Below are 19,783 nucleotides of genomic sequence, written 5' to 3' on the forward strand. Positions count from 1 at the left end.
CGTCACCTGTCGATGACGCGTACGTCCCGGAGGAGGCGCACCGAGAGTGCAGGCCAAGCTGAGCACGATGTTCCAGTCCCTACAGGTCCGCAACTACCGGCTCTTCGCGTCCGGGCAGCTGATCAAACTGATCGGCGTCTGGATGATGTTCATCGCCCAGGACTGGCTCGTCCTCGAGCTCTCTGACAACTCGGCGACCGCGCTCGGCGTGGTCACCGCGCTCCAGTTCACCCCGGTGCTGCTGCTCACCCTGCTCTCCGGGCGGCTCGCCGACCGCTACGACAAGCGGGTGCTGCTCTTCGTCGCCAACGCCCTCTGGACCGTGCTGGCGCTCGGCATGAGCCTGCTGGTCCTCACCGACCTGGTGCAGCTCTGGCACGTCTTCGCGTTCGCCGCCCTGCTCGGCGTCGCCAACGCCGTGGAGACCCCGGTCCGGCAGGCGTTCGTCTCCGAACTCGTCGGGATGTCGCTGCTGCCGAACGCGCTCTCGCTGAACGCGGCCGTCTTCAACTCCGCCCGGATCGTCGGACCGGCCGTCGCCGGTCTGGCCATCGCCGCCTTCGACGTCGGCCCGGTCTTTCTCTTCACCGCGCTCAGCTCGATCGCGCCGCTGGTCAACGTGGTCCGGATGCGCACCTCCGAGCTGCACCGCGAAGCCCTGCCGCCGCGCGACGAGCGGGCGTCGGCGAAGGTGATCGACGGGCTGCGGTACGTCTGGCGCCGCTCCGACCTGTTGCTGCCGATGGTGGTGATGTCGGTGATCGGCATGTCGCTCTTCAACTTCCAGCTCACCCTGGCCGCGCTGGCCAAGACCGTGTTCAACACCGGGGCGGCCTCGTTCGGCCTGTTCAGCACCGCGCTGGCGGTCGGCGCGCTCGGCGGCGCCCTCTCCGGCACCGGGCGGCGCAGCCGCCCGTCGGTCTGGCTGGTGCTCGGCGCGGCGGTCGCCTGCGCCAGCTTCGGCACCCTGGTCGGTCTCGCGTCGGCGTACTGGCTGGTGGTGACGCTGTTGGTGCCGACCGGGTTCTTCATGGTGTTCTTCGCCCAGGCCGCCAACCAGCGGGTCCAGCTCGGCGTGGACGCCGCCTTCCGGGGACGGGTGATGGCCCTGTGGGTGCTGGTGTTCCTGGGTACCAACCCGGTCGGCGCGCCGCTGATCGGCTGGGTGGCGGAGACCTTCGGCGCCGGTGCCAGCATCTGGATCGGCGGGCTCATCTCGCTGGCCACCGCGCTGCTGGCGCTGACCTGGCAGCTGCGCCGCTCCGGCGCCCGGCTGCGGTTCCGGGTGCTGCCGATGCCCCGCTTCTACGTGACCTCCACCGACTGCTGAGTCGGCCGGGGCCCCTGGTACGGGGGCCCCGCCGGCTTGACCGACGGAGTCCCGTTGAGCGGATGGCGCGGATGCCGCCAATCCGGTGGCGGAGCGGCACCATGAGGCTTAGCGTCGATGCGTGGGAGTCGGACGCGCGCTGCTGCTGGCCCTGGCGTTCCTCGCCGTGGCCAGTTTGCCGGCGGCCTTCGCCCTGCTCTTCTGCGCCGACGAGATCCTCGACCGGGTGGTCTGCGGCTACACCGAATGGCGGGACCGGCGCCGTGAGCGGCGCACCATCGCCAAGCTCGACCGGGCCATCGAGGCCGACGCGCTGACCCGCGACATCGACCTCTCCGAGTTCGACCGGGAGGACCGGCGGCCGTTGGAACAGCTCGCCTCCGACCTGCGCCGGCTGGGTAGCCAGCGGCTCGGTGGGAGCGGCCGGTCGATGGTGTGGCACGGCGCCGTGCTCCAGGCGTACGACGACCGGCTCCGGCGGGCCTGCCGGGCCCTCGGCATCACCGAGCACCTGAGCGAGCTCTCCGGGGTCGACCAGGAGATCGAGCGGGTCCGGGTGGAGGGGCTGCTGCACGCCGCCGGGATGAGCCTGCCCGCCGCCCGGGCCGGTCACCACCAGCGGCACCGCTGATCGGCGTACGGGGTGCGGCTCTTCGTCGCGGTCTGCCCACCGGCGGAGGCGGTCGACCACCTGAGCGCCCAGCTCGCGCGACTGAGGATCGGAGCGGCGGCCGCGGCCGGGATCAACGTCCGGCTCGCCGACCCGGCGCACGTCCACCTCACCCTCGCCTTCCTCGGCGACGTCGAGGAGGCGCGGCTGGTGGAGGTGGAGAGCGCGCTCGGGCTCGCCGCCGAGTGGTTCCGTGACGGCCGGGACGCCTCGCCCCGGCTGCGCCTCGGCGGCGGCGGCCGGTTCGGCCGGGACCGGTTCACCGTGCTCTGGGTGGACGTACGCGGCGAGGTCGAGGCGCTCGCCACCCTGGCCCGGCTGGTCCGCTCCCGGCTACGGCACGCCCGCCTGCCGAACGACGAGAAGCCGTTCCGCGCGCACCTGACCGTCGCCCGGCCCGGTGATCGGCTGGACCGCGCCGACATCGAGGCGGACCGGGCCACTCTGGACGGTTACCAGGGGCCGGAGTGGCCGGCGACCGAGCTGCTGCTGGTACGCAGTCACCTCGGTCCCCGGCCCCGCTACGACCGGCTCGCCGCGTGGCCGCTCTGACCGCTGCCCGGATGGGCGGCAGGTCAGCCGGCGGATCTGTCCGCGACCGACCGTCGGGCGGTCACCAGGCCCAGGCCTCCGGGCCCGGACCACCCTTGCCGACCGGCGGGAAGAGCTCGTCCAGCCGACCGAGGGTCGCCTCGTCGAGCTGGACGTCCAGCGCGCCGAGCGAACGGTCCAGCTGCTCGACGGTGCGCGGGCCGATGATCGGCGCGGTCACCCCCGGCCGGGAGAGCAGCCACCCGAGCGCCACGTCGGCCGGGTCGTGACCGAGGTCGGCGCAGAGCTTCTCGTACGCCTCGATGGTCGCCCGGTGCTCGGCCAGCGTCTCGGCCGAGCGGCCGCTGGTGCCCCGCGCGGCGCTGCCCTCGGCCATCTTGCGCAGCAGCCCGGCGAGCAGCCCGCCGTGCAGCGGCGACCACGGGATGATGCCCAGCCCGTGGTGCTGCGCGGCCGGGATCACCTCCAGCTCGACGTGCCGGGTCATCAGGTTGTAGATGCACTGCTCGGAGACGAGGCCGAGGAAGTGCCGCTTCGCCGCCGCCTCCTGCGCCACCGAGATGTGCCAGCCGGCGAAGTTGGACGATCCGACGTAGAGCACCTTGCCCTGGGCGACCAGCGTCTCCATCGCCTGCCAGATCTCCTCCCAGGGGGTGCTCCGGGAGATGTGGTGCATCTGGTAGAGGTCGATGGTGTCGGTCTGCAGCCGGCGCAGCGAGGCCTCACAGGCCCGGATGATGTGCCGGGCGGAGAGGCCCTGTTCGTTGGGCCAGTCGCCCATCTTGCCGTAGACCTTGGTGGCCAGTACGACCTTGTCCCGGCGACCGCCGCCTTGGGCGAACCAGCGGCCGATGATCTGCTCGGTGATGCCCTCGCCGGTCTGCCAGCCGTAGACGTTGGCGGTGTCGAAGAAGTTGATCCCGTGCTCCAGCGCGCGATCCATGATCGCGAAACTGTCCGGTTCGCTGGTCTGCGGTCCGAAGTTCATCGTGCCGAGGCAGAGGCGGCTGACCGACAGGCCGGTGCGGCCAAGATTCGTGTACTCCATGGACCCAGCCTGCCACCGTGGCACTTCGAGTGCCTCACGCCGGACGGGCGGCCGGTCAGCCACCCGCCCGACGCGTGGTCAGGAGGACTCGCGGGCCGCCGGGCCGCTGCCGAAGAGCACGTCGTCCCAGCTGGGCAGGCGCTTGCGCGGCTTGCCCGTGGCGTCGGTCGACTCGCCGCCGGCGGCGGCCGCCGCGCCGGTGCGGCGAGGCCGGAGGACCGCCAGCGACGGCACGGCCGGCACCTCCTTGGGCGCGTCCGAGTCGTCGTCGAAGGCGGAACCGGGGCCACCGCCGAGCAGCGCCGCGGCGCCACCGCCGACGGCCCGCTGCCGGGGCGCGTCGGACCCGGCCAGGGCGGCCGGCGTACGCGGCTCCAGGCTCCGGCCCGACGACCCACCGAGCGGCCGGTCGAGGGAGGCGAGCAGGGCATCGCGGCCGGCGCGGATCGGATCCCGCCCGGGGCGGGCGTGCTCGGCGGGGCCGGGCAGGCCGTGCCCGCCCCGACTCGGCTCGCGCGACGGGCCCGGCAGGGCGTGCCCGCCCCGCTCCGGCGCCGGCTCCTGGCCGAGGATCGGCGTGGGGCGCTCGGCGCAGAGGTATTGCGCCATGTCGTCGTGCGGGGTGACGTTCTGCCGGGTCTTGTCGAGATCCCAGATGGCCTGGGCGGTGGCCTTGCCGGACGGCCAGGTGGCGACGATCCGCCAGGTCCCGTCGTCGCGCCGGTAGGCGTCCCACGAGATCTTCTCGGTGTCGATGCCGTGCTGGGCCAGCCGGCCGTTGACCACCTCGGCCAGCGGGGTCGGCTTCTCCGCGCCCTTGAGCCGGGTGCGGCGGGCGTGCTGGGCCAGCATCGCCCGCTCCTGAAGCACCGGGCCGGCGTAGCGCAGCACCCGGTCGACCGGGACCCCGGCGATCCGCGCGACGTCCTCTGCGGACTCACCCGAGCGGATGCGAGCCTGGATGTCGCGTGGGGACAGTGACGGGACCGGATCGGCGGCGGCCGGCGCGACCGCGAGCGGCGGGGCGCCCGGCTCGGCGTGCATCGCGCCCGCGATGCGCTCGTCGATGGGCAGGGCGAGCAGTCGACCCACCTCGTCGGCGAGCACCAGGGCCTGGCCGTCCTCGGAGAGGGCGACGAAGCGTACTGGGCGCATAGCGTTGCCTCCGTCCCGCTTCGCTGGCCGCATGCCACGGGTCGGCCACCCGGGCGTCTCGGACTACCGTACGCTGATCCGCCCTGAGGTGGGAGACGCCACGCCCGCATGTCGTGGATGAGCAGCGGCGATGGTCACGGTGGGTGTCCGCCGCACCGGGCGGTGGACACCCACCGTGACTCTGGTCAGAGTCGCTCGACCACGTAGTCGATGGACGCGGTCAGCGCCTCGACGTCGGCCGGCTCCACGGCCGGGAAGAGCGCGACCCGCAACTGGTTGCGGCCGAGCTTCCGGTAGGGCTCGGTGTCCACGATGCCGTTGGCGCGCAGCGCCTTGGCGATCGCGCCGGCGTCCACCTCGTCGGCGAAGTCGATGGTGGCGACCACATTGGACCGCAGCGCCGGGTCGGCGACGTACGGCGTGGCCACCGCCGAGCGCTCCGCCCAGCCGTAGACGATCGCCGCGCTCTCGGCGGTCCGCTTGGCCGCCCAGGTGAGGCCGCCCTGGGCGTTCATCCAGTCGGTCTGCTCGGCCGCCAGGAAGATGGTGGCCAGCGCCGGGGTGTTGTAGGTCTGCTCCAGGCGCGAGTTGTCGATCGCGGTGACCAGGTCGAGGAACGCCGGGATGTAGCGGCCGGAGGCCTTGATCTCGGTGGCCCGCTCCAGCGCGGCCGGCGACATCAGGGCCAGCCAGAGGCCGCCGTCGGAGCCGAAGCACTTCTGCGGAGCGAAGTAGTAGACGTCGGTGTCCCCGACGTTCACCTCGAGCCCGCCGGCGCCGGAGGTGGCGTCGACCAGCAGCAGCGAGCCCTCGTCGGCGCCGGGTACCCGGGAGATCGGCACCGCCACGCCGGTGGAGGTCTCGTTGTGCGGGGTGGCGTAGACATCCACCCCGGCCTCGGCGACCAGGGTGGGTGCGCTGCCCGCCGCCGACTTGCGAATGGTCGGCTCGCCCAGGAACGGCGCGTCGGAGACCGACTTGGCGAACTTGGCGCCGAACTCGCCGAAGCTGGCGAACTGGGCCCGGTCGCGGACCAGGCCGAACGTGGCGACCTCCCAGAAGGCGGTGGTGCCGCCGTTGCCGAGCACCACCTCGTAACCCTCGGGCAGGGAGAAGAACTCGGCGATGCCGCGCCGCAGGCGCGCCACCTGGTCACGGACCGTCTTCTGCCGGTGCGAGGTGCCCAGGTAGCTGGTCGCCACCTCGGCGAGGGCGGAGACCGCCGCCGGGCGGACCTTGGACGGGCCGCAGCCGAACCGTCCGTCGGCAGGCTTGATCTCTTCGGGAATCCGGATGGTCGGTGCGTCAGCCACGGTCTTCAAGATCCTTCCGCATGGGCCGTGAGCCCGGTGAGCTGGCGGGCACGGACCGGCGGCGGGCGTCTGGACGCGCGGCGGCCGGGATCCGAGCCCGGTCCGGCGGCACTGCCGAGTCTTCATCCTCCCATCCCCTGGCGTTCGCCTCGCCGCTGGTCTCGGCCCCGCTGGTGAGGCGTGCGCCACAGGCCGCCGGGACCCGGGCGCCGCTCTGCCGGCCGGAGCGCAGCGGAACGACCCGGACCGGGCCGGAAAGCGCGAGGGGCCCCGTCCGCGACGGACGGGCCCCCTCGGCGTACGCGGGTCAGACGCCGTGCGGGATGGCGTCCCAGCCCTCGACCTGCTGCGGCCGGCGCGGGCCCGGGCCGACGTAGCGGGCGGACGGGCGGACCAGCCGCTGGAGCTTCTTCTGCTCCAGGATGTGCGCGCTCCAACCGCCCATCCGGGCGCAGGTGAACATCGAGGTGAACATGTGCGCCGGCACCTCGGCGAAGTCGAGCACCACGGCCGACCAGAACTCGACGTTGGTGGCCAGCACCCGGTCCGGACGGCGGGCCTGGAGCTCGGCCAGCGCGGCCTTCTCCAGCGCCTCGGCGATCTCGAAGCGGGGCGCGCCCAGCTCCTTCGCGGTGCGGCGGAGCACTCGGGCGCGCGGGTCCTCGGCCCGGTAGACCCGATGCCCGAAGCCCATCAGCCGCTCGCCCCGGTCGAGCACGCCCTTGACGTAGCCCTCGGCGTCGCCGCTGCGCTCCACCGCCTCCAGCATGCTCAGCACCCGCGACGGCGCGCCGCCGTGCAGCGGGCCGGAGAGCGCGCCGATCCCGGAGGAGATGCAGGCCGCGGCGTCCGCGCCGGTCGAGGCGACGATCCGGGCGGTGAAGGTGGAGGCGTTCAGCCCGTGCTCGGCGGCCGAGATGAAGTACGCGTCGACGGCCTTGACGTGCCGCGGGTCCGGCTCGCCGCGCCAGCGCTTCATGAACCGCTCGACGATGGTCTGCGCCTTGTCGATCTCCTTCTGCGGCACCGCCGGCAGACCCAGGCCGCGGGCGGACTGGGCGACGAAGGAGAGCGCGGTCACCGAGACCCGGGCGAGGTCCGCGCGGGCCTGCTCGTCGGAGATGTCCAGCAGCTGGTTGAGCCCCCAGTACGGGGCGAGCATGGCGACCGCGGACTGCACGTCGACCCGGATGTCACCGGAGTGCACCGGCACCGGGAAGGGCTCCGCCGGCGGCAGGCCCGGCCCGAACCGGCCGTCGACGAGCAGCGCCCAGACGTTGCCGAAGGAGACCTGACCGATCAGATCCTCGATGTCGACCCCGCGATAGCGCAGTGCACCGCCCTCGCGGTCGGGTTCGGCGATCTCGGTCTCGAAGGCTACGACGCCCTCCAGCCCGGGTTTGAAGTCGGCCATGTCGCTCTCCTGGATCTGGTCGGTGCGCCGGTCAGGCTCAACGCGGCCCAGCCGGCCGAGCACCCTCAGGCGACCCTCAGGGATGTGTTCGCAACATCTTGCCTGCTGAGTAACCGAGTACGCGACCCGCTGCGACTGTGCCGCACACGACATCCCCGGACGCGCATCCCGCCGCTGGCTGGGCAAGACTGGGCGGTACGGGCTGGCCAGCGTCGCAGGGCACGAGCCGGCCCGGCGAGAAGGAGTGCGAACGTGACGGGCGACACACCCGCCCTGGCCGCGATGCGTAACGAGTACGCCGCGGACCTGGGCCTTTCCGAGGCCGACCTGGCCGGCGACTGGCACAGCCAGTTCGCCCGCTGGTTCGCCGACGCGGTGGCCTTCGGGCTGCCCGAGCCGAACGCGATGGTGGTCGGCACGGCCGACGCCGCCGGCCGGCCGAGCGGGCGGACCGTGCTGCTGAAGGGGCACGACCCGGACGGGTTCGTCTTCTTCACCAACCACGCCTCGCGCAAGGGCGCCGAGGTGGCTGCCAACCCGTACGCCAGCCTGGTCTTCCCCTGGTTCGCCATGCAGCGTCAGGTGGTGGTCGCCGGCACCGTCGAGCCGCTGCCGAGGGCCGAGACGGAGGCCTACTTCGCCACCCGGCCGCGCGGTTCCCAACTGGGCGCCTGGGCCAGCCCCCAGTCGCAGGTGGTCGCCGACCGGGCTGCCCTGGAAGAGCGCTACCAGGCGGCGGCGGAGCGGTTCGCCGCCGTGCCGTCGATCCCCGCGCCGCCGCACTGGGGCGGGCTGCGCGTGCGCCCCGACTCGGTGGAGTTCTGGCAGGGCCGGGCCGGGCGGCTGCACGACCGGCTGCGGTTCCGCCGCACCGAGGCGGACGCCTGGACGGTCGAACGGCTGGCGCCGTGACGGGAGTGCAACAGGCCCGGGCGCGCGCGGCGCGCCGCTGGGCGATCGACCTGCGGCCGCTCGGGGTGCCCGCGTACCGGCGGCTCTGGCTCGGCAACGGCATCGCGATGTTCGGCTTCCAGTTCACCGCGGTCGCCGTGCCGGTGGAGATGTGGGCGCTGACCGGGAAGTCGCTCTGGGTCGGCCTGCTGGGCATCGCCGGGTTCGTACCGTTGTTGATCTTCGGACTCTGGGGCGGCGCGATCGCCGACGCCCGCGACCGGCGGCTGGTGCTGCTCGGCGGGTCCGCGCTGCTCTGGGCCTCCACGCTCGGCCTGCTGGCGCAGGCGGTGTTCCGGGTGGGCAGCCCGGTGCTGCTGCTGGTCCTGGTGGCCGTGCAGTCGATCGCGTTCGCGGTCAGCTCGCCCGCGCGCAGCGCGATGCTGCCCCGGCTGGTCCCGGCGGAGCTGGTGCCGGCGGCGAGCACGCTGAACTACACCACCTTCACCGCCGCGTCGGTGGTCGGCCCGCTGGCGGCCGGGCTGATCCTCTCCATCTGGGCCGACCCCCAGGTCGCCCTGCCGATCGCGTACGGGGCGGACGCGCTGCTCTTCACCGCGATGGTCTGGGCCGCGCTCCGGCTGCCGGCGCTGCCGCCCGAACCGCACCCGGACGGCGACACCACCCCGGCCCGGGCCGGCCTGGCCAGCGTGGTCGACGGCTTCCGCTACCTGGCCACCACCCCGGTGCTGTTGCTGTCGTTCGCCGTCGACCTGATCGCGATGATCCTGGCCATGCCCCGGGCGCTCTTCCCGGAGATCGCGCACGAGCGGTTCGGCGGCGGCGGGTCGGTCGGTTGGCTCTTCAGCGCCATCGCCATCGGGTCGATGCTGGGCGGGCTGACCTCCGGCTGGATCGGTCGGCTCCGCCGGCAGGGGCTCGGGCTGGTGGTCGCGGTGGTCGCCTGGGGGCTCGCCATCGCGGCGGCCGGGCTGGCCCACCAGCTCTGGCTGATGATCCTGCTGCTCGGCGTGGCCGGCGCGGCCGACCTGGTCAGCGCGGTGCTGCGGCAGTCCATGCTGCTGGTCTACGCGCCGGATCGGATGCGCGGCCGGCTGCAGGGAGTGAACACGGTGGTGGTTGCCGGCGGCCCGCGCCTCGGCGACCTGCGGGCCGGCGGGATGGCCGCCGGGCTCGGCGGTGGGGTCGCCTGGGTGGCCGGCGGCGTCGGTGCGGCGGTGCTGGTGGTGCTGCTCGCCGTCGCCTTCCCCGCCCTGCTGCGCTACCGGGCCGCGACGTCGTCCGACGGCGCGCAGGGGGACGTCGCGCCGGGCGACGAGCGGGCGGCGACGGCGTCGACCGGTGACCGAGAGTGACCAGTTAGGGTCGCGGACATGGACACCCCTGACCAGCTCCCGCTCTCGGGCACCCAGTGGACCATCGCCGCGGCCGGCCATGAGGCCGTCATCGTGGAGGTGGGCGGCGGGGTACGGACGTACCGGCACGACGGCGTCGACTACCTCGACGGTTACGCCGAGGACGAGCTCTGCCCCGGCTGCGCCGGGCAGGTGCTGGCGCCGTGGCCGAACCGGATCCGGGACGGGCGGTACCTCCTCGGTGAGCAGTCGTACCAGCTGCCGCTGACCGAGCCGGATCGGCACGTGGCGATCCACGGGCTGGTCAACTGGGTGCGCTGGCAGCTGGTGGAGCAGTCGCCGGACGCGGTGACGCTCAGCTACGACCTGCCGCCCCAGCCGGGCTACCCGTGGCCGCTGCGGCTGATCAGCCGGTGGAGCGTCGGGGCGGACGGCCTGCGCGCCGAGCACGAGGTGCGCAACATCGGTGGCGAGGCCGCTCCGTTCGGCTTCTCCGTGCACCCGTACCTGCAACTGGCCGGCGTGGCGGTGGACGACCTGGCGATGCGGGTGCCCGGCCAGACCCGGATGGTGCTGGACAGCCGGCTGCTGCCGGTCGCCGCGACCCCGGTCGACGGCACCGAGTACGACTTCACCAGCCCGCGCCGGATCGGGGACGCCGTCCTCGACCTCTCCTTCGGTGACGTGGTCCGGGACGCCGACGGTGGTTCGTCGGTGAGCCTGGCCGGGCCGGACGGCGCGTCGGGCGTGACCATCTGGGCCGACCGCGAGTTCGGTTGGTGGCAGGTCTTCACCGGCGACACGCTCACCGGCGTGCGGCACCGCCGTTCGGTCGCGGTCGAGCCGATGACCTGCCCGCCCGACGCGTTCCGCTCCGGTAAGGACGTGATCATGCTGAAGCCGGGGGCGACCTGGCGCGGCGTCTGGGGTGTCCGGCCGGGCGCCTGACCGGCCGGCGTCTCGGGGGGTGGGCATGGAGTTCGCCGAGGTGGTCCGGCGGCGGCGGATGGTGCGCAACTACGACCCGGACCGGCCGGTCCCGCCCGAGGTGGTGCAGCGCCTGCTCGACCACGCGGTCCGGGCGCCGTCCGCCGGCTTCGCGCAGGGCTGGGGCTTCCTGGTGCTGGAGGAGCCCGCCGAGCGGGAACGGTTCTGGGCGTCGACCACGCCGGAGGGCGGTGGCCGGGAGCGGTGGCTGGCCGGCATGCGCCGGGCGCCGCTGATCATCGTGCCGCATGCCAACCGGTCGGCGTACCTGGAGCGGTATGCGGAGCCGGACAAGGGTTGGGTGGACCGGTCCGCCGAGCGCTGGCCGGTGCCCTACTGGTACGTGGACACCGGCTTCGCCGCCCTGCTGATGCTGCTCACCGCGGTGGACGAGGGGCTCGGCGCCTGCTTCTTCGGCATCCCGCCGCAACAGGTGTCGACCTACCGGCACGCCTTCGGGGTGCCCGAGGAGTACGCGCCGATCGGTGCGGTGACTGTGGGTTACCGGGCCGCCGACCATCGGTCATCTTCGCTGCGGCGTGGGCGCCGTCCGGTCGACCAGGTGGTCCGCCGGGGACGGTGGAGCTGAGCGGTACGCCGGATTCGCCCCGTTGAGGATCGGGCGAGCGGTAGCGAAACTGACATCAGGGAGCAGAACGCGGTGTGCGACAGGCGGCTAGGCTGGCACGGTCATCGGTGCCGCGCCGCGCGGTGCCACGCCGCGACCCGGCACGGCGCCGTCGGTCGGACCGGCCATGGGGAGGGGAGCGTTTCGTCGTGATCTTCAGAGCGGTCCGGGACGGGCGTCCCTACCCGGAGCACAACCTGACGCTCAAGCAGTGGTCGGAGATCCCGCCACGGCCGCTGCGCCTGGATCAGTTGATCACCACCAAGCGCGAGCTGGCGCTGGACAAGCTCCTCGCCGAGGATTCCACCTTCTACGGCGACCTGTTCCCGCACGTGGTGCAGTGGAACGGCGGCCTCTACCTGGAGGACGGCCTGCACCGGGCGCTGCGCGCCGCACTCCAGCAGCGCAACCAGATCCACGCCCGGGTGCTGGTGCTTTCCGAGGCGGTCGAGTGACGCGCGGTCGCGCCCCGCGCTGAGCCTTCGTTAGGGTGCTGCCATGAGCTCGCGCCCCAACGCCCCGCTCGACCTGCTCGACCTGGACTCCTCGCTCAGCGAGGAGGAGCGGCAGATTCGCGCCGTCGTGCGCCAGCTGGTCGACGACCGGGTACGCCCGCACGTGGCCGGCTGGTACGAGGAGGGCCAGGTGCCCGCCCGCGAGCTGGCCCGTGAGTTCGGCAAGCTCGGCCTGCTCGGCATGCACCTGACCGGCTACGGCTGCCCCGGCGCGTCGGCTGTCGCGTACGGGCTGGCCTGCCTGGAGCTGGAGGCCGGCGACTCCGGCATCCGCTCGCTGGTCTCGGTGCAGGGCTCGCTGGCCATGTACGCCATCTGGCGCTACGGCAGCGAGGAGCAGAAGACGCGCTGGCTGCCGTCGATGGCCACCGGCGAGGCGATCGGCTGCTTCGGGCTGACCGAGCCCGACCACGGCTCCGACCCGGCCTCGATGACCACCCGGGCCCGCCGTGACGGCGACGACTGGGTGCTCACCGGCGGCAAGATGTGGATCACCAACGCCCCGATCGCCGATGTCGGGGTGATCTGGGCGCGCACCGACGACGGGGTGCGAGGTTTCGCCGTACCGATGGACACGCCCGGCGTGAGCGCGCGGGAGATCCGGCACAAGATGTCGCTGCGCGCGTCGGTCACCGGGGAGATCGTGCTCGACGACGTCCGGCTTCCGGCGGACGCGAGACTGCCCGAGGCGGTCGGGCTCAAGGCGCCCCTGAGCTGCCTCACCGAGGCCCGGCACGGCATCGTCTGGGGTGCGCTGGGCGCGGCCCGCGAGTGCCTGGAGACCACCCTGGCGTACGCCGGCACCCGCACCCAGTTCGGCCGGCCGCTGGCCGGTTTCCAGCTCACCCAGGCCAAGCTCGCCGACATGGCGGTCGAGCTGGAGAAGGGCTACCTGCTGGCGCTGCACCTCGGCCGGCTCGCCGATGCCGGCCGGCTCCGCCCCGAGCAGGTCAGCGTCGGCAAGCTGAACAACGTACGGGAGGCGCTGGGCATCGCCCGGCAGTGCCGCACGATCCTGGGCGCCAACGGCGTGTCGGGCGAGTACCCGGTGATGCGGCACGCCAACAACCTGGAGAGCGTGCTCACCTACGAGGGCACCTCGGAGATCCACCAACTGGTGATCGGGCAGCGGCTGACCGGGATCAGCGCCTTCGCCTGACCCGCAGGACACCGCGTTGACCTGCGGCGATGGCCTATCACGCGGCTCGGCGCGCGCCTGTCGTACGGCGGACGTACTGTCATTCTCAGACGGCTATGTCTGACAAGGACGGTGAGGGCGATGGCCCGCGACGGTGACAGCAACGAGCCCACCACGGAGTTCCCGGGATACCCCACCGGCGACGCGCTCAAGGTCCGCTCCGACGTCACACCCGAGCCGCCGACGACGCCGCCGAGCTCATCCGGTGGTCCCGCGAAGGGCCTGCTCTGGGTGCTCGGCGCGGCGGCGCTCGCGGTGGTCGTGCTGCTCGGGGTGCAGGGCAGCGGGCTCTGGCCCAGCTTCCGCAACCCGTTCGCCGAGCAGCAGACCGACCGGAGCCAGCCGACCCTGCTGAAGTCGATCCAGGATCTCAGCCGCTACGTCGCGGCCGAGGGCAACTTCCAGGTGGTGGTCGACCTGCAGACCGACCGGAAGTACGTGCCCGAGTTCCTGCTCAACGAGCGCACCCTCTTCGTCGGGGCGGGCAGCGTCGAGGCGTATGTGGACTTCGCGAAGATCGCCGACGGTGCGGTGGTCGAGTCGGCCGACGGCAAGTCTGTCGAGATCAAGTTGCCGGCGCCGCAGCTCGGCGAGACCAACCTGGACCTCGAGAAGAGCTACGTCTTCGCCGAGAAGCGCGGCCTGCTCAACCGGCTGGGCGACGTGTTCGCCAATGATCCCAACCGGCAGCAGGAGGTCTACCGGCTCGCCGAGGAGCGGATCACCGCCGCCGCCCGGGACAGCGGGCTCGGTGCCCGGGCCGAGGAGAACACCCGCAAGATGCTGGAGGGGCTGCTCCGCTCGCTCGGCTACGAGCAGGTGACCATCACCTACGTCGCCCCCTGACCAGAACGCCGACGGCGCCCGCCCCGACTACCCGGGACGGGCGCCGCCGCCTGTCCAACCCCGCCGCGCCCGCGGCCGTCCGCCGCGCCCCGGCCGACCCGCCGCGTCTTCCTCATGATCCAGACAACTGAGTTGCTGCTTCGTCGTCGGCGGAGGCCGCTACTTCGGGGATGTTGTCCCCTCGATCCGGGCGGAGGGCGGCCGGCGGGTCGGGTCGGCTCGGTCAGTGGCGGGCGGTGGCCAGGTAGCGGTCCTCGTTCGGCATCAGGAGCCAGAGCACCAGGTAGACGATCACCTGGGTGCCGGGCAGCAGCAGCGACAGCAGGAACAGCAGCCGGACGAAGCCGGCCGACACGCCGAACCGCTGAGCCAGGCCGGCGCAGACACCGGCGAACATGCGCCCCTGACGGGGCCGGACCAGTTTGCGACTCATCGTCGTCACTCCCACTCTGCGGCGGTACGCCGCTCTGAAATCCACGGTAGGAAGGGGTGGCCACCACGCCCTCAGCCCACAGGACGATCGGTGACCCCGGTACCCGTAGGTGATTACCCGGCCCGGCCGGCCCGACGCTTCTCCGATCGCGTGGCCACGGCTCCCCGGACGTTCACCCGTGGTCCCGGCGGCGTTCGGCAGGCGGGTGACCTGGGCGGGTAGGCTCGCAGGTTGGGCACCCACACCCCGGGCGCCCGCCGGCCGCCCGGACCCGGGCGGCACGACCGGGCCGGATCCCGTACGACGGGGACGACGGCGAGGAAGCGCAGCCATGATCAGTGTTTTCGACCTCTTCAGCGTCGGCATCGGGCCGTCCAGCTCGCACACGGTGGGTCCGATGCGGGCCGCCCGGACGTTCGTCACCGGGCTCAAGGCCGACGGGCTGCTCGCGGCGACCGCCCGGGTGCAGGCCGAGCTCTTCGGCTCGCTCGGCGCGACCGGCCACGGCCACGGCAGCGACCGGGCCGTCCTGCTCGGGCTGGCCGGGGAGGCGCCGGAGACGGTCGACACCGACAGCGTGGCGCCCCGGGTCGCCCGGATCCGCACCGAGCGGCGGATCGGCCTGCTCGACGCGCACGAGATCGACTTCGACCCGGACCGTGATCTGGTGCTGCACCGTCGACGCTCGCTGCCGTACCACCCGAACGGGATGACGTTCGTCGCGTACGACGACACCGGCGCGGAGCTGCGCTCCCGCACGTACTACTCGGTCGGTGGCGGATTTGTGGTGGACGAGGCGGCGGCCGGCGCGGACCGGATCACCCCCGACACCACCCGGGTGCGGCACCCGTTCCTCACCGGCGCGGAGCTGCTGAAGATCACCACTGGCACCGGCCTGTCGATCAGCGAGGTGATGCTCGCCAACGAGCTCTCCTGGCGCAGCGAGCGCGAGGTGCGCGACGGTCTGCTGGAGATCTGGCGGGTGATGCGCGAGTGCGTGGAGCAGGGCTGCGAGCGCGACGGCGTACTCCCCGGCGGGCTGAAGGTCCGCCGGCGCGCCGCGGAGCTGCGGCGCAGCCTGGAGGCGGAGACCGGCGGCAGCGACCCGCTGCGGGTGATGGACTGGGTCACCCTCTTCGCGCTGGCGGTCAACGAGGAGAACGCCGCCGGCGGCCGGGTGGTCACCGCGCCGACCAACGGCGCGGCCGGCATCATCCCCGCGGTGCTGCACTACTACACCCGGTTCGTGCCCGGCGCCTCCGACGAGGGCGTGGTCCGGTTCCTGCTGGCGGCCGGCGCGATCGGTGTGCTGTTCAAGGAGAACGCCTCGATCTCCGGGGCCGAGGTCGGCTGCCAGGGTGAGGTGGGGTCGGCCTGTTCGATGGCCGCGGCCGGCCTGGCCGAGGCGCTGGGCGGCACCCCGGAGCAGGTGGAGAACGCGGCCGAGATCGGCATGGAGCACAATCTCGGTCTGACCTGCGACCCGGTCGGTGGGCTGGTGCAGATCCCGTGCATCGAGCGGAACGCGGTGGCTAGCATCAAGGCGATCACGGCAGCCCGGCTCGCGCTGCGCGGTGACGGGGTGCACGCCGTCTCGCTCGACAAGGTCATCAAGACCATGCGGGAGACCGGCGCGGACATGAAGGTCAAGTACAAGGAGACGGCACGGGGCGGTCTGGCCGTCAATGTGATCGAGTGCTGAACGCGCCCGACGAGGGGCATACGTTCACCGACTGCTAACCTGTCGTCCGTTTCGAAGGCGGGAGGCGGCGGTGACCTCTGGCGTCGCGGCGTTGTGGTCGCACCGCAACTCCCTGCGCATCCTGGTCAAGCGCGACCTCGCGGTCAAGTACCAGCAGTCCGTGCTCGGCTACTTCTGGTCACTGATCGAGCCGCTCGGCATGGGGGCGATCTACTGGTTCGTCTTCGGCGTCCTCTACTCCCGCGACACCGGACGGCACCTGGGCGACGCGGCCGAGTCGTACCCGCTCTTCCTGATCACCGGGATCTTCGCCTGGATGTGGACCAGTTCGGCGTTGAGCGAGGCGACCAACGCGCTCACCGGCCAGTCACGGTTGATCACCACGATGAACGTGCCCCGGCAGGTCTTCCCGATCGGCCGGGTCACCGGCCGGTTCGCCGAGTACGCCGCCGGCCTGCCGATCCTGATCGCCGTCGCGCTGGTCTACGCCGCGCACGGCCGGGTCGAGCTGGGCTGGTCGCTGTTGGCGCTGCCGCTCGCGGTGGCCGTCCAGGGCACCCTGCTGATCGGGCTGGCCCTGCTGCTCTCCGCCTTCAACGTGCTGATGCGCGACGTCGAGCGGTTCATGCGCCTGATCATCCGGGTGCTCTTCTACGCCACGCCGATCATCTATCCGCTGAGCCTGGTCCGGGAGTCCGACCTGCCCGGTTGGCTGAAGGTGGGGTACGAGCTGAACCCGCTGGTCGGCATCTTCCAACTGCACCACTCGGTCTGGTACCCGGACGAGTTCCCGGACGCGCGGCTGCTCGCCACCACCGTCGTCGGCAGCCTGCTGGTGCTGGCCGCCGGCTGGTGGTCGTTCCGCCGGCTCGAACCCGCCGTGCTCAAGGAACTGTAGAGATGGCCGACCCGATCATCGAGGCGGACGGGCTCGGCATCCGGTTCGTCCGCAACCGGCGCCGCCAGCTGCGGCTGCGCGAGCTGTTCATCCATCGCGGCGGGCGCAAAGCGCCGGCCGGCCAGTTCTGGCCGCTGCGCGACGTGTCGTTCCAGATCAACGCCGGCGAGACGGTCGGCGTGATCGGCCGCAACGGCACCGGCAAGAGCACCCTGCTGCGGCTGATCGCCGGGGTGTTGATCCCCGACGAGGGAGGCATCCGGGTCCGCGGCGACGTCGCTCCGCTGCTGGAGCTCTCCGCCGGGTTCTCCAACGACCTGAGCGGGCGGGAGAACCTGCACCTGGTGGGCGGTCTGCACGGACTCTCGGCCGGCTACCTGAAGCGGCACTTCGACGAGATCGTCTCGTTCGCCGGCGAGCAGGTGGAGCGGGCCATCGACACCTCGGTGCGGCACTACTCGTCCGGGATGAAGGTACGGCTCGGCTTCGCGATCATCTCCCATCTGCCGCACCCGATCCTGCTGATGGACGAGGTGACCGCGGTCGGCGACGCGGAGTTCCGCAAGAAGTGTTACGCGACGATTGATCGTCTGCTCGGGGAGGGGCGCACGCTGGTGCTGGTGTCACACAACGAAAAGGACCTGACCCGGTTCTGCCGTCGGGGGCTCTACCTCGACGCGGGCCGGCTGACGCTCGACGGCACCATCGCCGAGGCGCTCGACGCGTACCACGCCGCGGTTCCGCGGTGATGCTCGCGATCGTGCTCGCCGCCGGCACGCCCGCGGCGGGCCTGAGCACCGCGACCGGCGAGCCGCTGGCCGACCGGCTGGCCGCCCAGTTGCGCCGCGCCGGCGCGGACCAGGTGCGCTTCGCCGCCGATCTCGACGAGCTGGCCGGGCTCGCCGACTCCGCCACCGGGCCGCTGCTGGTCACCGGCGCCGACCTGGTCGCGCACACCGCCGTACTGCGGCACCTGGCCACCAGCCCGGTGGGGCCGACGGTGGCCCTGGTGCTCACCGACCCGCCGGTGCCCGGCCGGACCGTGGTGCGCGAGGAGCGCGGCCAGGTGGTCGTCGCCGGCCCGGTGGGCGCCCTCGACGGTGACGCCACCGGCGTCTTCGGCGGCGCGCTGCGGGTCGGCGTGGACGACCTGCCGAATCTCGCCGCCGCCGCCCGGGCCGCGGCGGCCGGCGTGCTGCCCGTCGCCACGCCGCTCGGCCCGGCCGGGGACGTGGCGCCGCTGCCGGTGGCCGGCGAGGGCGGATCTCCCGCGTCGGTCGCCGCCGGTGGTCCCGGCTCCGCGGTCGACCGGCTCTTCGCCGGGCTCACCGCGCTCGGCACGCTGGTCTTCGCCCAGCGGGTACGGCTGCTCGTCGCGCACCGGGTCGCCGACGCGGCCGGGTTGACCGCCGCCGAGGCAGCGGTGACCGCGGTCGACGAGGACCGGGCCGAGCTGCGGCTCTCGGTGAAGGAGCGGGACGACTTCTTCTCCACCTACTTCGTCAGCACCTGGTCGCCGTACGTGGTGCGGTTGGCGGCCCGGCTGCGGCTCACCCCGACCGGGGTCACGGTCATCTCGGTGCTCTTCGCGCTTGCTGCCGCGGTGCTGTTCGGCGTCGGCGGCCGGTTGGCGCTGGTCGGCGGCGCGGTGCTGCTCTACCTCGGCTTCGTGCTGGACTGCGTGGACGGCCAGCTGGCCCGGTACACCCGCAACTTCAGCGCCTGGGGCGGCTGGCTGGACACCATGGCCGACCGGGCCAAGGAATACCTGGTCTACGCCGGCCTGGGCTTCGGGGTGACCCACGCCGGGCTGGGCAACGGCTGGGCGCTGGCGATCGCCGCGATGACCCTGCAGACCGTGCGGCACATGACCGACACCTGGTACGGGGTGCTGCACGACGAGGCGGCGCGGCGGCCGCGTACCGCCGGTGCCGGCGGTGGCGGCATCGGTGACCGGCTGAACGCCGCGTCCACCCGGGTGCAGGCGGACACCGGTTCGCTGTCGTACTGGCTGAAGCGGACCGTGGTCTTCCCGATCGGCGAGCGCTGGGCCCTGATCGCGCTGACCGTGGCGCTGTTCAACCCGCTGGTCAGCCTGGTCGCGGTGCTGGTCTGGGGCACGCTGGCGTTCGCGTACACCGGTGCGCTGCGCACCCTGCGGGCGCGCTGGATGTGGGTTCCGGTGCTGGACACCGTCGACGCCACGCTGCACCGCGACGACGGGCCGCTGGCCGTCCGGCTGCCGGTGGTGCGCCCGATGGGGCCGCTCACCCTGGCCGTGATCGCGGCGCTCGGTCCGGCGGCCCTGCTGGTCCCGGCGCTGGTGGCCGCGTACGGCGACGGCTCGGCGGCCGGGCTGCGCTGGTGGCTGCCGGTGGCCCTGCTGGTGCTGCTCGTCGGCGGCCTGGGTGCCCGGGCGGCGCACAACGGCCCGCTGGACTGGCTGGTACCGGCGGCGCTGCGGGCCGGCGAGTACCTCTTCGCGATCACCGTCGGGGTGGTCGGGGACGTCCCGCCGTGGCTGATCTTCGGCTACGTCTTCGTGCTGACCGTGCACCACTACGACCTCACCGCCCGGCTGGAGAAGCGGCAGGCGGCACCGCCGTTGCACGACGCCACGCTGGGCTGGGAGGGGCGCTCGGCACTGCTGGCCCTGGCGGCAATCGTCGGGTTCGCGGGTATCGGGATGGCTACACTCGGTACGTACCTTCTCGTGGTTTTTGTGGCGAGCGTCGTCCTGGCCTGGGTCGTCCTGCCGGCCCGCGCGGCGCGGGCGTCGGCGGTGCCGGTGCGGACGGGAGGCGGCGCGCCGGGCTGACGGAGGGAA

Annotated in this window: 19 protein-coding genes; 14 read left to right on the plus strand and 5 right to left on the minus strand. The window is 72.9% G+C overall.

The window, feature by feature from the left end; all coding sequences use genetic code 11:
• Positions 1-46 precede the first annotated feature (46 nt).
• From AB0C04_RS03375 to thpR, 3 genes are all read left to right on the plus strand, one after another.
• Positions 47-1,330 (plus strand): MFS transporter, encoded by a 1,284-nt coding sequence (locus AB0C04_RS03375; protein ID WP_357047539.1) that lies wholly within the window; start codon positions 47-49, stop codon positions 1,328-1,330.
• Positions 1,331-1,451: 121 nt separating this feature from the next.
• Complete coding sequence (locus AB0C04_RS03380) at positions 1,452-1,961, plus strand: hypothetical protein (protein ID WP_357047542.1); 510 nt, start codon at positions 1,452-1,454, stop codon at positions 1,959-1,961.
• A 12-nt stretch (positions 1,962-1,973) separates the two neighbouring features.
• Positions 1,974-2,552 carry an RNA 2',3'-cyclic phosphodiesterase gene (thpR, locus tag AB0C04_RS03385; protein WP_357047545.1) on the plus strand — a complete coding sequence of 193 codons (579 nt, stop codon included), beginning with the start codon at positions 1,974-1,976 and terminating at the stop codon, positions 2,550-2,552.
• A 61-nt stretch (positions 2,553-2,613) separates the two neighbouring features.
• Here thpR and AB0C04_RS03390 read toward each other — a convergent pair whose 3' ends face one another.
• From AB0C04_RS03390 to AB0C04_RS03405, 4 genes are all read right to left on the minus strand, one after another.
• Positions 2,614-3,600, minus strand: coding sequence for an aldo/keto reductase (locus AB0C04_RS03390; protein ID WP_357047548.1), 987 nt, complete (start codon positions 3,598-3,600; stop codon positions 2,614-2,616).
• A 78-nt stretch (positions 3,601-3,678) separates the two neighbouring features.
• Positions 3,679-4,755, minus strand: a complete 1,077-nt coding sequence (gene sepH / locus AB0C04_RS03395) for a septation protein SepH (protein ID WP_357047551.1) — start codon at positions 4,753-4,755, stop codon at positions 3,679-3,681.
• Between the two features lie 185 nt (positions 4,756-4,940).
• Entirely contained in the window at positions 4,941-6,068 is a 1,128-nt protein-coding gene (gene serC / locus AB0C04_RS03400) for a phosphoserine transaminase (RefSeq protein WP_357047554.1), read from the minus strand.
• A gap of 307 nt (positions 6,069-6,375) precedes the next feature.
• On the minus strand, positions 6,376-7,482 hold the full coding sequence (locus tag AB0C04_RS03405) for a citrate synthase 2 (RefSeq protein ID WP_350867870.1): 1,107 nt from the start codon (positions 7,480-7,482) through the stop codon (positions 6,376-6,378).
• A 282-nt stretch (positions 7,483-7,764) separates the two neighbouring features.
• On the opposite strand from AB0C04_RS03405, the gene pdxH reads away from it, so the two are divergent.
• From pdxH to AB0C04_RS03440, 7 genes are all read left to right on the plus strand, one after another.
• Positions 7,765-8,394: a pyridoxamine 5'-phosphate oxidase gene (gene pdxH, locus AB0C04_RS03410; RefSeq protein ID WP_357049093.1), complete on the plus strand. Its 630-nt coding sequence runs from the start codon at positions 7,765-7,767 to the stop codon at positions 8,392-8,394.
• A complete protein-coding gene (locus AB0C04_RS03415) occupies positions 8,391-9,749 on the plus strand; it encodes an MFS transporter (protein ID WP_357047558.1) in 1,359 nt (452 codons plus the stop codon). Before pdxH ends, AB0C04_RS03415 begins: the two co-directional genes overlap by 4 nt.
• An 18-nt stretch (positions 9,750-9,767) precedes the next feature.
• Positions 9,768-10,697, plus strand: coding sequence for an aldose 1-epimerase family protein (locus AB0C04_RS03420; RefSeq protein ID WP_357047562.1), 930 nt, complete (start codon positions 9,768-9,770; stop codon positions 10,695-10,697).
• Positions 10,698-10,722: 25 nt separating this feature from the next.
• Positions 10,723-11,325: a nitroreductase family protein gene (locus tag AB0C04_RS03425; RefSeq protein ID WP_357047566.1), complete on the plus strand. Its 603-nt coding sequence runs from the start codon at positions 10,723-10,725 to the stop codon at positions 11,323-11,325.
• A gap of 188 nt (positions 11,326-11,513) precedes the next feature.
• On the plus strand, positions 11,514-11,819 hold the full coding sequence (locus tag AB0C04_RS03430) for a type II toxin-antitoxin system VapB family antitoxin (RefSeq protein ID WP_350867862.1): 306 nt from the start codon (positions 11,514-11,516) through the stop codon (positions 11,817-11,819).
• Positions 11,820-11,862: 43 nt separating this feature from the next.
• A complete protein-coding gene (locus AB0C04_RS03435; protein ID WP_357047569.1) occupies positions 11,863-13,038 on the plus strand; it encodes an acyl-CoA dehydrogenase family protein in 1,176 nt (391 codons plus the stop codon).
• Positions 13,039-13,158: 120 nt separating this feature from the next.
• Positions 13,159-13,923: a DUF4230 domain-containing protein gene (locus AB0C04_RS03440; RefSeq protein WP_357047572.1), complete on the plus strand. Its 765-nt coding sequence runs from the start codon at positions 13,159-13,161 to the stop codon at positions 13,921-13,923.
• Positions 13,924-14,146: 223 nt separating this feature from the next.
• On the opposite strand, the gene AB0C04_RS03445 is transcribed toward AB0C04_RS03440, so the two are convergent.
• Positions 14,147-14,356, minus strand: a complete 210-nt coding sequence (locus AB0C04_RS03445) for a PspC domain-containing protein (RefSeq protein ID WP_357047575.1) — start codon at positions 14,354-14,356, stop codon at positions 14,147-14,149.
• 331 nt (positions 14,357-14,687) lie between these two features.
• Here AB0C04_RS03445 and AB0C04_RS03450 point away from each other — a divergent pair, with 331 nt between their 5' ends.
• From AB0C04_RS03450 to AB0C04_RS03465, 4 genes are all read left to right on the plus strand, one after another.
• The gene (locus AB0C04_RS03450) at positions 14,688-16,058 is read left to right on the plus strand and encodes an L-serine ammonia-lyase (RefSeq protein ID WP_357047578.1); all 1,371 of its coding nucleotides are present in this window, start codon (positions 14,688-14,690) and stop codon (positions 16,056-16,058) included.
• Positions 16,059-16,128: 70 nt separating this feature from the next.
• Positions 16,129-16,956 carry an ABC transporter permease gene (locus AB0C04_RS03455; protein WP_350867854.1) on the plus strand — a complete coding sequence of 276 codons (828 nt, stop codon included), beginning with the start codon at positions 16,129-16,131 and terminating at the stop codon, positions 16,954-16,956.
• 2 nt (positions 16,957-16,958) lie between these two features.
• On the plus strand, positions 16,959-17,705 hold the full coding sequence (locus AB0C04_RS03460) for an ABC transporter ATP-binding protein (RefSeq protein ID WP_357047582.1): 747 nt from the start codon (positions 16,959-16,961) through the stop codon (positions 17,703-17,705).
• Positions 17,702-19,774, plus strand: a complete 2,073-nt coding sequence (locus AB0C04_RS03465) for a DUF5941 domain-containing protein (RefSeq protein ID WP_357047585.1) — start codon at positions 17,702-17,704, stop codon at positions 19,772-19,774. The genes AB0C04_RS03460 and AB0C04_RS03465 overlap by 4 nt, the downstream gene beginning before the upstream one ends.
• The last annotated feature ends 9 nt before the right edge of the window (positions 19,775-19,783 follow it).

This window comes from Micromonospora sp. NPDC048909, assembly GCF_040649635.1.
Lineage (GTDB): Bacteria > Actinomycetota > Actinomycetes > Mycobacteriales > Micromonosporaceae > Micromonospora.